The organism is Thioclava sp. F36-6 (assembly GCF_002020305.1).
Classification (GTDB): domain Bacteria; phylum Pseudomonadota; class Alphaproteobacteria; order Rhodobacterales; family Rhodobacteraceae; genus Thioclava; species Thioclava sediminum.
Genome location: NZ_MPZX01000001.1, coordinates 797,757 through 810,550 on the forward strand (window position 1 = coordinate 797,757; position 12,794 = coordinate 810,550).

The 12,794-nt window shown below is 65.1% G+C and carries 15 protein-coding genes; 5 read left to right on the forward strand and 10 right to left on the reverse strand.

The genetic code is table 11. From position 1 onward, the window contains the following. Positions 1-137: 137 nt before the first annotated feature. Positions 138-1,790, reverse strand: a complete 1,653-nt coding sequence (locus tag BMI88_RS03795) for a pseudouridine synthase (protein ID WP_078546193.1) — start codon at positions 1,788-1,790, stop codon at positions 138-140. Between the two features lie 123 nt (positions 1,791-1,913). Here BMI88_RS03795 and BMI88_RS03800 point away from each other — a divergent pair, with 123 nt between their 5' ends. The 5 genes from BMI88_RS03800 to BMI88_RS03820 all read left to right on the forward strand — a co-directional run bounded on the left by BMI88_RS03800 (position 1,914) and on the right by BMI88_RS03820 (position 5,088). Next, the gene (locus BMI88_RS03800) at positions 1,914-2,363 is read left to right on the forward strand and encodes a nucleoside deaminase (RefSeq protein ID WP_078546195.1); all 450 of its coding nucleotides are present in this window, start codon (positions 1,914-1,916) and stop codon (positions 2,361-2,363) included. 104 nt (positions 2,364-2,467) lie between these two features. Next, complete coding sequence (locus tag BMI88_RS03805) at positions 2,468-2,743, forward strand: peptidase (RefSeq protein WP_078546197.1); 276 nt, start codon at positions 2,468-2,470, stop codon at positions 2,741-2,743. 65 nt (positions 2,744-2,808) lie between these two features. Beyond that, entirely contained in the window at positions 2,809-3,267 is a 459-nt protein-coding gene (locus tag BMI88_RS03810; protein WP_078546199.1) for a PaaI family thioesterase, read from the forward strand. Then, positions 3,264-3,788, forward strand: coding sequence for a PaaI family thioesterase (locus tag BMI88_RS03815; protein ID WP_075776152.1), 525 nt, complete (start codon positions 3,264-3,266; stop codon positions 3,786-3,788). Before BMI88_RS03810 ends, BMI88_RS03815 begins: the two co-directional genes overlap by 4 nt. Then, complete coding sequence (locus BMI88_RS03820) at positions 3,781-5,088, forward strand: MATE family efflux transporter (protein ID WP_078546201.1); 1,308 nt, start codon at positions 3,781-3,783, stop codon at positions 5,086-5,088. Before BMI88_RS03815 ends, BMI88_RS03820 begins: the two co-directional genes overlap by 8 nt. A 93-nt stretch (positions 5,089-5,181) precedes the next feature. Here BMI88_RS03820 and BMI88_RS03825 read toward each other — a convergent pair whose 3' ends face one another. The 9 genes from BMI88_RS03825 to hisF form a co-directional block, all read right to left on the reverse strand. Next, positions 5,182-6,513 (reverse strand): glutamine synthetase family protein, encoded by a 1,332-nt coding sequence (locus BMI88_RS03825; RefSeq protein WP_078519683.1) that lies wholly within the window; start codon positions 6,511-6,513, stop codon positions 5,182-5,184. Positions 6,514-6,516: 3 nt separating this feature from the next. Next, entirely contained in the window at positions 6,517-7,344 is an 828-nt protein-coding gene (locus tag BMI88_RS03830; protein WP_078546203.1) for an ABC transporter permease subunit, read from the reverse strand. Continuing rightward, on the reverse strand, positions 7,341-8,219 hold the full coding sequence (locus BMI88_RS03835) for an ABC transporter permease subunit (protein ID WP_078519681.1): 879 nt from the start codon (positions 8,217-8,219) through the stop codon (positions 7,341-7,343). Before BMI88_RS03835 ends, BMI88_RS03830 begins: the two co-directional genes overlap by 4 nt. A 55-nt stretch (positions 8,220-8,274) precedes the next feature. Further along, positions 8,275-8,997, reverse strand: a complete 723-nt coding sequence (locus BMI88_RS03840; protein WP_078546205.1) for a transporter substrate-binding domain-containing protein — start codon at positions 8,995-8,997, stop codon at positions 8,275-8,277. 32 nt (positions 8,998-9,029) lie between these two features. Next, positions 9,030-9,824, reverse strand: coding sequence for an amino acid ABC transporter ATP-binding protein (locus BMI88_RS03845; protein ID WP_078519679.1), 795 nt, complete (start codon positions 9,822-9,824; stop codon positions 9,030-9,032). A 163-nt stretch (positions 9,825-9,987) separates the two neighbouring features. After that, positions 9,988-10,410, reverse strand: coding sequence for a TerB family tellurite resistance protein (locus tag BMI88_RS03850; protein WP_246831817.1), 423 nt, complete (start codon positions 10,408-10,410; stop codon positions 9,988-9,990). 93 nt (positions 10,411-10,503) lie between these two features. Beyond that, on the reverse strand, positions 10,504-11,535 hold the full coding sequence (locus BMI88_RS03855; protein WP_078546209.1) for an NADP-dependent oxidoreductase: 1,032 nt from the start codon (positions 11,533-11,535) through the stop codon (positions 10,504-10,506). Between the two features lie 182 nt (positions 11,536-11,717). Next, positions 11,718-12,029 carry a phosphoribosyl-ATP diphosphatase gene (locus tag BMI88_RS03860; RefSeq protein WP_078546211.1) on the reverse strand — a complete coding sequence of 104 codons (312 nt, stop codon included), beginning with the start codon at positions 12,027-12,029 and terminating at the stop codon, positions 11,718-11,720. Next, the gene (hisF, locus tag BMI88_RS03865) at positions 12,026-12,787 is read right to left on the reverse strand and encodes an imidazole glycerol phosphate synthase subunit HisF (RefSeq protein WP_078519675.1); all 762 of its coding nucleotides are present in this window, start codon (positions 12,785-12,787) and stop codon (positions 12,026-12,028) included. Before hisF ends, BMI88_RS03860 begins: the two co-directional genes overlap by 4 nt. Positions 12,788-12,794: the final 7 nt, after the last annotated feature.

Below are 12,794 nucleotides of genomic sequence, written 5' to 3' on the forward strand. Positions count from 1 at the left end.
TCCTCAGGGAGAATTTATAAGCAGGCTGGCGGGTCTATGCCAGAGAGACGGTGTGAAATTCGCGTAAACTCGCCGAGGAAAAAGAAGAGGGGAAAACCACGGCGGTTTTCCCCTCCCTAAAAGCGCGTTTTCGCCGGTCAGTCGCGATTGCCACCGCGCGGCTTGCCACCGAAGGGCTTGCCACCGGGTTTTCCGCCCGGTTTGCCCGAATGCGACTTGAAGCCGCCCGAGCGTGCGGGCCGGTCGCCGCGCGCGTCGCCGTGGGATTTGAACCCGCCCGAGCGCGGCTTGCCGCCCGGCTTTCCGCCATGCGATTTGAAGCCGCCCGAGCGGGGCTTGTCGCCGCCACGGTCGTCACGGCCACCTTCGTCGCGGTCCCGGTTGAAGTGGGCCTTGTCGCCGAACTTCCCGCTGGGCTTGCCGCCGAACTTCCCGCCCGAGCGGTCGTCGCGGTCGCGATTGAAGCTGGGCTTGTCGCCACGCGGCCCACGATCCGGGCGGTCGCCACGATCTTTCGAGAAACGCGGGCCCCGGTCGCCACGCTCGCCTTCATCACGATGCGACTTGAACCCACCGGTGCGCGGCTTGCGCGGCCCGTCGCGGAACGGGCGATCCTCGCGCGCGCCCTCTTCGCGATCCTTGCGGAAACGCGGTTTGTCGTCACGGCCACCCTCGTCGCGGTCGCGGTTGAAACGAGGCTTGTCGCCACGCGGCCCGCGATCCGGGCGGTCGCCCCGATCCTTCGAGAAACGCGGTCCCCGATCGCCCCGATCGCCGCGCTCGCCCTCGTCACGATGCGATTTGAAGCCGCCCGTGCGCGGTTTGCGGGGACGATCTTCACGACCACCTTCGTCACGATCCTTGCGGAAGCGCGGCTTGTCATCACGACCGCCGTCATCGCGATCCCGCTTGAAGCGCGGCTTGTCGCCCCGATCCTTGCGCTCGCCGCGCTCCGGACGATCCCCACGCTCTTTGCGCTCGGGCTTGGCTTCGCCGCCCACCGGCTTGTCGTCGAGCAACCCGCCAAGCTGATCGCGCAACATCCTGCGCTTCACTTCCATCACGTCGCCCGCCTTCATGTCCATCAGGCGGAACGGGCCGTAGCTGATGCGGATCAGGCGGTTCACCTGGAAGCCGATCTCGGTCATCGCGCGGCGGATCTCGCGGTTGCGGCCTTCGCGGATGCCCACGGTCAGCCACGCATTCGCGCCTTGCTGACGGTCGAGCGAGACCTCCATCGGCAGGAATTCCTCGCCCTCGATGGTGATGCCCTGACGCAGCGGCTCGAAAGACTGCTCGGTCGGGCGGCCATTCACGCGCACGCGGTATTTGCGCAGCCAGCCGGTCTCGGGCAGTTCCAGACGGCGCTTGAGGCCCCCGTCATTGGTCAGCAGCAGCAGACCTTCGGAGTTGATGTCGAGACGGCCGACGTTCAGCACGCGCGGCATGCCTTCGGGCATCTCGTCGAAAATCGTGCGGCGACCCTGTTCGTCTTTCTCGGTGGTGACCAGACCCAGCGGCTTGTAATAGAGCCACAGCCGCGTTTCCTGCGGCGCGTCGATGGGCTTGCCGTCGATGGTGATCTTGTCGGACGCCGCCACGTCGAGCGCGGGCGAGTCGATCTGCTTGCCGTTCACCGCGACCTTGCCGGCGAGGATCATCTTCTCGGCGTCGCGGCGCGAAGCCACGCCGGAGCGCGCGATCACCTTGGCGATGCGTTCTTTCGCGCCGGATTTCTCGGCGGATTTCGAAACGGAATTTTCAGGGGAATTTTCGGGAGTGTCGGTCATGTCCGGTTCCTTCTAGGGGAGGGGGCGCGCGAGTCGCTCGGGCGCGAAAGATGGCGATCTACACCTTTCTGCTGCGCGTGGGAAGCGTCTTGATAAGCGCGGATTTGCAAGCGATGAAGAGCCATGGAATTCCGGTCTTTCATGCAACAGGCGCTGGCAGAGGCGCGCGAGGCGGCCAAGCGCGGCGAGGTGCCCGTGGGTGCAGTCGTCGTCGCCCCTGACGGTAGGGTGGTGGCCGCCGCTGGCAACCGCACCCGCGAGCTGGGCGATCCGACCGCCCATGCGGAGATCCTCGCGATGCGCGAGGCCTGTGCGCAGATCGGCTCGGAGCGGCTGCCGGGCTATGACCTCTATGTCACGCTCGAGCCCTGTCCGATGTGCGCCTCGGCGATCTCTCAGGCCCGGATCGCGCGGCTTTATTACGGCGCAGCCGATCCGAAATCGGGCGGCGTCGCGCAGGGGCCGCGCGTCTTCTCGCATCCGCAAAGCCACCACGTGCCGGAAATCTATGACGGTATCGGGGCGGCGGAGGCGGAGGCGCTTCTGAAGGATTTCTTCGCCGCGCGCCGCTGAGCGACGCCCGTCTGGACGGATTGCCTTTCCTGTGGCATATCAATCGCATCGCAGGCCCCAAGGGCCGCGACCCCCGACATTGGTATCAGTCAGAAGGAGCGGGCATGCGTCCGGCACTGCGTCTGCGCGAAGGTGGCCTTGCGGCCTATCAGCAAGAAATGAAATGGGTCGCACTGGCCCTCGGCATCGCCTCGACCATCGCCATCGTGCAGAACTGGTACCCGCTCAATCTCTTTCTCAGCCTGCCGTTCTGCATGATCTGGGCCTATCACGCGTGGCTGCATACCGAGCGTCAGCTGAAATATCTCAACATCATGTTCACCGGTTTCTACCTCTACGGGATCGCGCGCTATTTCCTGATGTCGCAGGGGCAGGGCTGAGGCGCGGGTCTTGTAACCCCGTCGGCCAGCGGGGATAGTCGCGCAAGATATTCGGGGATGATTTCATGAGCGACGAGAACGACAAGATACTCGAACAGGCCCGCCAGTTCATCGAGGCGATCCCGCATTCCCGCGCGCTGGGGATGCAGATGGACGAGATCCGCCCCGGCTGCGCGACCCTCTCGATGCCCTATGACACGCGCTTCGTGGGCGATCCGCGCACCGGCGTGATCCATGGCGGCGCGGTTTCGGCGCTGATGGATACCTGCGCAGGCGCCGCTGTGATGAGCCACCCGCAAGCGGGCGCTTCCACCGCGACGCTGGATCTGCGCATCGATTACATGCGGCCCGCGACGCCCGGTCAGCGGATCACCGCGCGGGCCGAATGCTACCACGTCACCCGCTCGGTGGCCTTCGTACGCGCCACCACCCATGACGAGGATGCCGAGCGGCCCGTGGCGACCGCCACCGGCGCCTTCACCGTCTCGCGCCCCGACAAATCCAAATCGGAGGGGCAAGCATGAGCCGTCCCAAGCCCGAACCCGTCCAGCAGGTCAAGCAGCGCCGCGACGGCGCGCTCAAGATGCTCGTCGAGGGCATTCCTTACGCGCAGTTCCTCGGCATCGGTTTCGACCGGCGCGGCGATGAGCTGACCGGCGTTCTGTCCTATGACGACAAGCTGATCGGCAACCCGATGCTGCCCGCGATCCATGGCGGGGTGACGGCGGCCTTTCTCGAGGTCACCGCGATCATCGAACTCAGCTGGTCCTACCTGTGGGACGATATCGAGGCGGGGCGGATCGATTTCGACGCGCTCACGCCCGAGAGCCTACCGCGGCTGCCCAAGACGATCGATTTCACCGTGGACTACCTGCGGTCCGGCCTGCCGCGCGACGCCTATGCGCGCGCCCGCGTCAACCGCTCGGGGCGGCGCTATGCCAGCGTCCATGTCGAGGCGTGGCAGGATAACCGGACCCGGATCTTTGCCCAAGCGACCGGCCATTTCCTGATGCCCGCGCGGGACGATACCTCCGCCAATGGCTGAGATTACCCATGCGCGGGTCCTGAAGATCGCGCTGCCCATCGTCCTCTCGAACGCCACGATCCCGATCCTCGGCGCGGTCGACACGGCCGTCGTCGGCCAGATCGGCCTGCCCGCACCGATCGGGGCGGTGGGGATCGGGGCGGTGATCCTGTCCTCACTCTACTGGATATTCGGCTTCCTGCGGATGGGCACGACCGGGCTGGTGAGCCAGGCGCATGGGACGGGCGATACCGGCGAGGTCTCCGCCGGGCTGATGCGCGCGCTGATCATTGCGGGCATCGCCGGGCTGAGCCTGATCGTGCTGCAACTCCCGCTGTTCTGGGCCGCGTTTCAGCTTGCCCCGGCGAGCGACGAGGTCGAGCGTCTTGCCCGCGACTACCTGCAGATCCGCATCTGGGGTGCGCCGCTCACCATCTCACTCTACGCCTTCACCGGCTGGCTGATCGCACTGGAGCGCACCCGCGGTGTCCTCTTGCTGCAAGTGACGATGAACGCGCTGAACGTGGGGCTGGATCTGTTCTTCGTGCTCGGCCTCGGCTGGGGCGTGCAAGGCGTCGCGGGCGCCACGCTGATCTCCGAGATTAGCGGTGTGGTGCTGGCGTTGTGGCTCTGTCGCGCGGCCTTCGTAAACGGCTTATGGCGGGCGCGCGCAATCTTCGACCGGGTGAAGCTGGCGACGATGGCGCGGGTGAATACCGACATCATGCTGCGCTCGATCCTGCTGCAGGCGAGCTTCACCTCCTTCCTCTTCCTCGGCGCGGGGCAGGGCGATGTGACGCTCGCGGCCAATCAGGTGTTGCTGCAATTCCTGCAGATCACTGCCTTCGCGCTGGACGGGTTCGCCTTCTCCGCCGAGAGCCTCGTGGGCCAGGCTGTGGGCGCACATTCGGTAGCAAGGCTGCGCCGGGCGAGCATCGTCTCCTCGCAATGGGGGATCGGCGGCGCGCTCGTGCTGGGCGCGGTTTTCCTGCTTGCAGGCCCTGCGATCATCGACCTGATGACCACCGCCCCGAATGTCCGCATCGAGGCGCGCGACTACCTGATCTGGATCGCCGCCGCGCCGCTGATCGGCGGCCCGGCCTGGATGCTAGACGGCATCTTCATCGGCGCGACCCTGACCCGCGAGATGCGCAACGCGATGGTGATCTCGGTCGTGATCTACACGGCCGCGCTTTTCGTGCTGATCCCGCTTTTCGGCAATCACGGGCTCTGGGCGGGGCTGATGATCCTCAACGCCACGCGCGGCCTGACGATGGCGCGGCTCTATCCCCGTGCCGAGGCAAAAGCGGCAGCCGGGTAGGGGCGCGGCCCCTCTGCCTGCGCCCCGCCGCTCCCTTCCCCTTGATGGAAATATCCCGGGGGTGAGGGCGAAGCCCGAGGGGGCAGCGCCCCCTTAGACCGTATCCAGATAAAGCTCGGTCTGTTCCTGATCCGACAGCTCGGCCATGTAATGCAGCTCCTGTCGCTTGGTCATGGCGAAATTGGTGATCAGGTCGCGGTCGAAGATGCGCGGCATGATCTCGCAATTCTGGAAGGCGTCGATCGCCGCTTCCCAGTCGGTCGGCATCTGCGGCAGGTCGAGCGCATAGGCGTTGCCCTTGATCGGCTCGGGCGCTTCCATCTTGTCCTCGATCCCGATCAGGGCCGCGCCGAGGATCGCCGCGATCATCAGGTAGGGGTTCACGTCGCCGCCCGCCACGCGATGCTCGATCCGCCGCGCCTGCGGTCCCGAGGCCGGGATGCGCAGCGCCGCGGTGCGATTCTCATAGGCCCAGGCGATGCCGGTCGGCGCATGGGCGTCGGGCACGAGCCGGTCATAGCTGTTCTCATGCGGCGCGAAGATCAGGCCCGAGCCCTCCATCGCGGCGAGACACCCGGCGACGGCGTGGCGCATCTGGTCCGAGCCTTGCGGCGTGCCGTCGTTGAAGATGTTGTTGCCCTCGGCATCGAGCACCGAGAAATGCATATGCATCCCGTTGCCGGGCCATTCGTCGTAAGGTTTCGCCATGAAGGACGCGGCGAAGCCATGCGCGCGCGCCAGACCTTTCACCAGCATCTTGAACAGCCAGCTGTCATCGGCGGCCTTCAGTGGGTCGGGCTGGTGGCTAAGGTTGATCTCGAACTGCCCCGGACCCGCTTCGGAGATCGCGGTATCGGCAGGAATATCCATCGCCTCGCAGGCGTCGTAGAGCTGGCTGAAGAAGATGTCGAACGCGTCGAGCGCGCGGAGCGAGAGGACCTCGCCGCCGGTGCGGCGCTTGCCCGAGCGCGGCGAGGGCGGCACACGCAGCGTCTTGCCGCTGTCGTCGATCAGGAAGAACTCCAGCTCGGTTGCGACCACCGGGGTCAGCCCCAGCGCCTTGTAGCGTTCCACGACGCGGGCAAGCGCCTGCCGGGGATCGCCCGCATAGGGCTTGCCGTCCATATGGAACATCCAGATCGGCAGCAGGGCGGTCGGCGCCGAGAGCCACGGCATCGGCAGGAAGCCCCGCTCGGTCGGCATCAGAAGGCCGTCGGCATCGCCGGATTCGAACACGAGCGGGCTGTCTTCGACATCCTCGCCCCAGATGTCGAGGTTCATCACCGAATAGGGAAAGCGCGTCCCTTCGGTGAAGACCTTATCGGCGAAGCGGGCCGGCAGGCGCTTGCCGCGCGCCACCCCGTTGAGATCGGCCGCCGCCACGCGGATCGTGCGAACGTCGGGATGGTCGTGCAGCCAGTTCATGTGTCACCTGATAATCTGCGGCCTGAACCGGAAGCGCTTGCGGCTTTCCTGCGGCAGATGGCGGTTCAGGCGGCGGTTGATCACCCCGAAGACCGCGATGACGCAGAGCGTAAGCAGGATGAAGTAGAACGCCGCGATCGGGTAGGGGATGAAGGGATTGAAGGTCTTGTCCGCGAAATATTTCGCGTAATAGAGCGCGTCGCCCTCCTGCCGGAACGCCGGGAAGCCCGAGAAGAAGACGAGCGTGGTGGCGTGGAACAGGAAGATCGCCTCGTTTGTGTAGGACGGCCAGCCGAGCCGGAGCATCGTCGGCCATGTCACGCGGCGGAACTTGGTCCAACCGGTCATGCCGTAGGCGTCCGCGGCTTCCATGTCGCCTTTCGGCACGGAGCGCAGCGCGCCGTAGAAGATCTCGGCGGCATAGGCGGAGGTGTTGAAGAACAGCACGATCAGTGCGCCTGCCCAGGCCCGCGTGATCCAGTCCGTCGCGACCGTGATCCCGAGGATCGGGAAGCCTGCACGGGGCAGCATCGCGAAGGCCTCGTAGGCGAGGAAGAACTGGATGAAGAGCGGCGAGCCGCGGAACAGGAAGATGAACCATTCGGCCGGTTTGCGGAAGATCGCGCGATCGGAGTTCTTCGCCACCGCGAGCGTCGTGGCGAGGAAGAAACCCGCCAGCAGCGCGAGAATGCCGAAATAGAGGTTCCAGATCATCCCCGAGCCGATCAGGGTGAATTGCTGGCACATCGTGAAATCGGAGCGCGGCAGCAGCCGCTCGCCGATCCCGATCGACCGCAGCCCGTAATCCGCGATGGTCTGAATGCAGCTCATGCGTCCGCCTTTCTCAGCGCTTCCCCGGCCGCCGTGGCCTGCCCGAAGGCGAGGCGGCGGTTGATGCGGGCCAGCACGATCTCGGAGAGCTTGGTCATCACCAGATAGAAGACCAGCAGCACGAGGAAGTAATACAGACGCCAGTCGGGATGCGGATAGGCGTAGATGCTCGACTTGGTCGCGCCCAGTTCGCGCGCCCAATAGACGATATCCTCGATGCCCAGAAGGAACAGCAGCGGCGTTGCCTTGATGAGGATCATCCAGAGGTTCGACAGACCGGGGATCGCATAGGCCCACATCTGCGGGATCAGCACCCGGCGGTTCACCTGCGCGCGGGTCATGCCGTAAGCCTCGGCGGTCTCCAGCTGCGCGCGCGGCACCGCCTGCATAGCGCCGAACAGCACGTTGGCGGCGAAGGCGCCATAGACGATGGAGAAGGCCACCACGGCCAGCGCGAAGCCATAGGCCTCGTGATAGAATTGCGGGGCCGTGCCGAGCGGGATTTTCGCGGAGGCACAGACGTGGAATTCGTTACCCGTCCAGGCCGGGCCGGGATCGGGGCAAACCGCGCGTGACTTCAGGTATTCAAGCCCCTGGTCCATCGCGATCGGCACGAAAAGGAAGAAGATGATGTCGGGCACACCGCGCACCATCGCGATGTAGCCCCGTCCGAGAAAGCGCAGCGGGGCGGCGCTCGACCGGGCGGCCAGCGCCCCGCCGAAGCCGAAGATCAGCGCCACCGGCGCGGTCACGGCCAGCAGGATCAGCACGATGCCGAATGAGCCATAGAACATGATCTGCTTACCCGTGGTCAGGTAGCAGAGCAGCCAGCCAAGCCCGTGAAGGGCAGAAGGATCGGAACAGCTTTCGAACATCGGACTTTCGGTCGGGACCGGAGCGGTTTATGCCGCCCCGGCCTCGTATCTTGGATCAGTTCTTGAAGGTCATGACGTTGTCGCCGAAATACTTCTTGAGCATTTCGTTGAGCGTGCCATCGGCTTTCAGCTTGGAAATGCCGTCGTTGAACTTGTCCTTCAGCTCGGTGTCGGACTTGCGCAGGCCGATGCCGATACCTTTGCCGAGCTGCACGTCGTCGCCCACGAATTCCAGGTTGTCCTGGCCTGCGAAGGGCTTGAGCGCGTCCTTGTCGGCGAAGACCGCGTCGGCCTCGCCGTTCTTCACGGCGGCGATCGTGTCGTCGAGGGTCGCGTATTCGGCCAGCGTTGCGCCGGTTTCAGCGACATGGGCCGCCTGAATGGTGCCGGTCTGCGCCGCGATCACGCCGCCCTTGAGGTCCGCGCCCGGGTCCATCGCCATGTAGGACGAGGCTGCCGGCGGGTAATAGGCCTGGGTGAAGTCGATGGTCTTCTCACGCTCAGCGGTGATCGACATGCCAGCCATGATCGTGTCGTAGTTGCCCGAGAGCAGGTTCGGGATGATCGAATCCCAGTCATTGGTGACCCAGGTGCAGTCGAGGCTCTCCATCTCGCAGAGCTTGTCGCCGAGTTCGCGCTCGAAGCCCGCGACTTCACCGTTATCGTCGATGAAGTTGTAGGGAGGGTAGGCGCCCTCGGTGCCCATGCGGACGGTCTGTGCCGCAGCGACGCCGGCCGAGAGGCCGAGGATGGCAGCGGTCAGGATCAGTTTTTTCATTTTGGTTCCCCGTTGTTAATTCTTGGGTTGGTTCACGCCGGCGCGGTGGCCGACAGGAATTGTTGCAGGCGCGTCGATTTCGGCGCGCCGAACAGAGCCTCTGGCGGGCCCTCTTCCTCGATCTTGCCCTGATGCAGGAAGACGACGTGGTCGGAGACGTCACGCGCCAGCCGCATGTCGTGGGTGACGAGGATCATGGTGCGGTGTTCGGCGGCGAGGTCCTTGATGACCTTTACCACCTCTTGCTGCAATTCCGGGTCGAGCGCCGAGGTGGGCTCGTCGAAGAGAAGCGCTTTGGGCTCCATGCACAGAGCCCGCGCGATCGCCGCGCGCTGCTGCTGGCCGCCCGAGAGCTGCGCGGGCCATGCATCGCATTTGTCGCCGATGCCGACCTTGTCGAGCAACTGGCGCGCCAGCGGTTCGACCTCTGCCTTGTCACGGCCCAGCACCGTCACCGGCGCTTCCATCACGTTCTGCAGGATCGTCATGTGCGCCCAGAGATTGAACTGCTGGAACACCATCGACAGGTTCGTGCGGAACCGGGTGACCTGCGCGCGGTCGGCAGGGCGACGATTGAGCCCCTCGCCACGCCAATGCACAGACTCGCCTTCGAAGATCACATCGCCCTTCTGGCTGTCTTCAAGCAGGTTGCAGCACCGCAAGAGGGTCGATTTGCCCGAGCCGGAGGAGCCGATCAACGACACCACATGGCCGCGCGGCGCGGTGATCGAGACGCCCTTGAGCACCTCGAGCGAGCCGTAGCTCTTGTAAAGGTCACGGATTTCGATGACGGGCGCGTCTTTGGGCGCAGGCTCGTTTCGGGTCACGCAGGCAGCTTCTCTTTGTCCATCCGCGCAATCTGGCGCGATTTGACCGGTGAATGCAACTGCGTCTGCCCGGTTGACGATGGGGAAGGGGCCGAAATCACGAGCATCTGAGGAAAAAACAGGCGCGGAGCGGTCGCGCCCCGCGCCGGTGTGCCCGTCGAATTCAGGTGCGGCGGGCTTCGACTCGTTGCCTTGCGACCGCCGAATCGACATCGTTTACGCCCAGAAGTTTCGCCGCGAGCCGGATCAGCGCATCCTCATGGGCATCGCGCACGCCATCGGCCAGCGCCACGTCCCACAGCGCCTCGATCACGCCGGTGCGGTCCTCATAGGCGACCTTGTCTTTCAGCGCGCGGGTGAAGCGGACCGTGTCGGGCGCGCCCGCCTCGACCTCTTCGGCGCGCTTGCGCATCTCGGTCGCCTCGAAGCCAGAGAGCCCGTTGCGCTGAGCGAGAACCCGGTCGATCCGGGTTTTCTCCTCTTCGGTATAGTTTTCATCCGACCGCGCGAGCCGCACCAGAAGTGCGCCAAGCGCCAATTCGCGATCTTCCCCCTCCATCGGATCGGGGGCGGGATCGTTGAGCATATCGAAAAGGCGTCCAAACATAGGAATAGAGATAAGCGATGCGCGGCGCAGGGCAAGTCACGGATGCGAAAGCCCTGCGCGCGTGCCTCGCTTTTAGCCGACTTTCACGACCATCTTGCCGAAATTGCGGCCCTCCAGCAGGTCGTAGAGCCCCTGCGGCGCGGCCTCGAGGCCTTCCACCACCTGCTCCTTGTACTGAACCTTGCCCTCTTTCAGCCAGCCGGTCATCGCCTCGGAGAATTCCTGATAAAGCTCGATCGGGAAGCTGTCGAAGATGATGAAGCCCTGCACCTTCACCTTCATGCGCAGGATCGTCGAGAGGATCTGCGGGCCGTGATCGGGCCCCTCGGGCAGGCCTTGTAGATTATACCACGCGACCATGCCGCAGACCGGCATCCGCGCGAAGGGGTTGAGAAGCGGCAGCACGCCGTAGAGCACCTTGCCGCCGACATTCTCGAAATAGACGTCGATCCCGTCCGGGCAGGCCGCCGCCAGTTGCTCGGCGAAATCCTCGGCACGGTGGTCGATACAGGCGTCAAACCCCAGCGTGTCGGTGACATGGGCGCATTTCTCGGCCCCGCCCGCGACGCCGACGACGCGGCAGCCCTTGATCTTGGCAATCTGGCCGACCGTTGCACCGACGGGACCGGAGGCGGCGGCAACCACCACTGTCTCGCCCGGTTTCGGCTCGCCGATCTTCAAGAGCCCCGCATAGGCCGTGTAGCCCGGCATCCCCAGAATACCCAAGGCCCAACTCGGGTTCTCCGGCTCCGGCCCGAGATTGAGCACTTGCGTGCCATCCGAGACGAAGAAGTCCTGCCAGCCCGAGGGCGAGAGCACATAATCGCCCTTCGAGAAGCCCGCGACATCGCTCTCCATGACCTCGGCCACGACCTGACCGGTCATCACGCCGCCGATCTCGACCGGGGTTGCGTAGGATTTCGCATCCGACATCCGCCCGCGCATATAGGGGTCGAGCGACAACCAGACGGTGCGCAGCAGCATCTCGCCTTTGCCGGGTTGCGGCACGGCCTCTGTCTCGAGCTTCAGCGTATTTTCGTCCGGCGCGCCTTTCGGGCGTTCGGCGAGGATGATCTTGCGGTTGGTGTCGGTCGTCTGTGCCATGAAAGCCTCCTGTTTGAGAGGCCAGCTAGCACGCGGTTCGCGCGGGGAAAGGGGGCCAGCCCCCTCGGGCGCAGCCCTCACCCCCGGGATATTTCGGCATGAGCGAAGACAGGCACGGACCGCGCCTTCGCTCTTGAGAAATATCCCGGGGTGAATGCCGCAAGGCAGAGGGGCAGCGCCCCTTAACTGCGGGCCGCTTTCTCGGCGATGCCGGAGGTTCCTTCGCGGCGCTCCAGTTCGGCGAGCACATCGTCCAGCTTCACGTCGCGCGCCGCCAGCATCACCAAGAGGTGATAGAGCACATCCGCCGCCTCATAAGTCAGATTTTCGCGGTCGTTCTTGGCCGCGGCGATGATCGCTTCCACCGCTTCCTCGCCGAATTTCTCGGCGCATTTCTCCGGGCCCTTGGCCAGCAGCTTCGCGGTCCACGACGTGTCGGGATCGGCGCCTTTACGGCTCTCGATGGTCGCGGCGAGTTGGTCCAGAATGCTCATTGCAGCCTCATCGGAATGCCCGCGGCGGCCATGTATTCCTTGGCCTCGCGGATCGTGTATTCGCCGAAGTGGAAGATTGACGCCGCGAGCACGGCCGAAGCCCCGCCCTTGGTCACGCCTTCCACCAGATGGTCGAGATTGCCGACGCCGCCGGAGGCGATCACCGGCACGTCGACCGCGTCCGAGATCGCCTTCGTCAGCTCCAGATTGAAGCCCGCGCGGGTGCCGTCGCGATCCATTGAGGTCAGCAGGATTTCCCCCGCGCCCTTTGCAGTCACGGTGCGCGCGAATTCCACTGCGTCGATGCCAGTGGATTTGCGGCCCCCGTGGGTAAATATCTCCCAGCGGCCCGGCTCCACCGTCTTGGCGTCGATCGCGCAGACGATGCACTGGCTGCCGAAGCGGTCGGCGGCCTCGGTGATCACGTTCGGATCGGCCACGGCGGCGGAGTTGAACGAGACCTTGTCGGCCCCGGCCAGCAGCAGCGCACGCACGTCCTCATGGGTACGCACACCGCCGCCCACGGTGAGCGGCATGAAACATTGCTCGGCGGTGCGGGTCACCAGATCGAACATGGTGCCGCGGTTTTCGTGCGTCGCGTGGATGTCGAGGAAACACAGCTCGTCGGCGCCGGCCGCGTCATAGGCCTTGGCGGCCTCGACCGGGTCGCCCGCGTCGATCAGGTTCACGAAATTGACGCCTTTCACGACGCGGCCATCGGCGACGTCGAGACAGGGAATGATGCGGGTCTTCAGCATGGGCGGC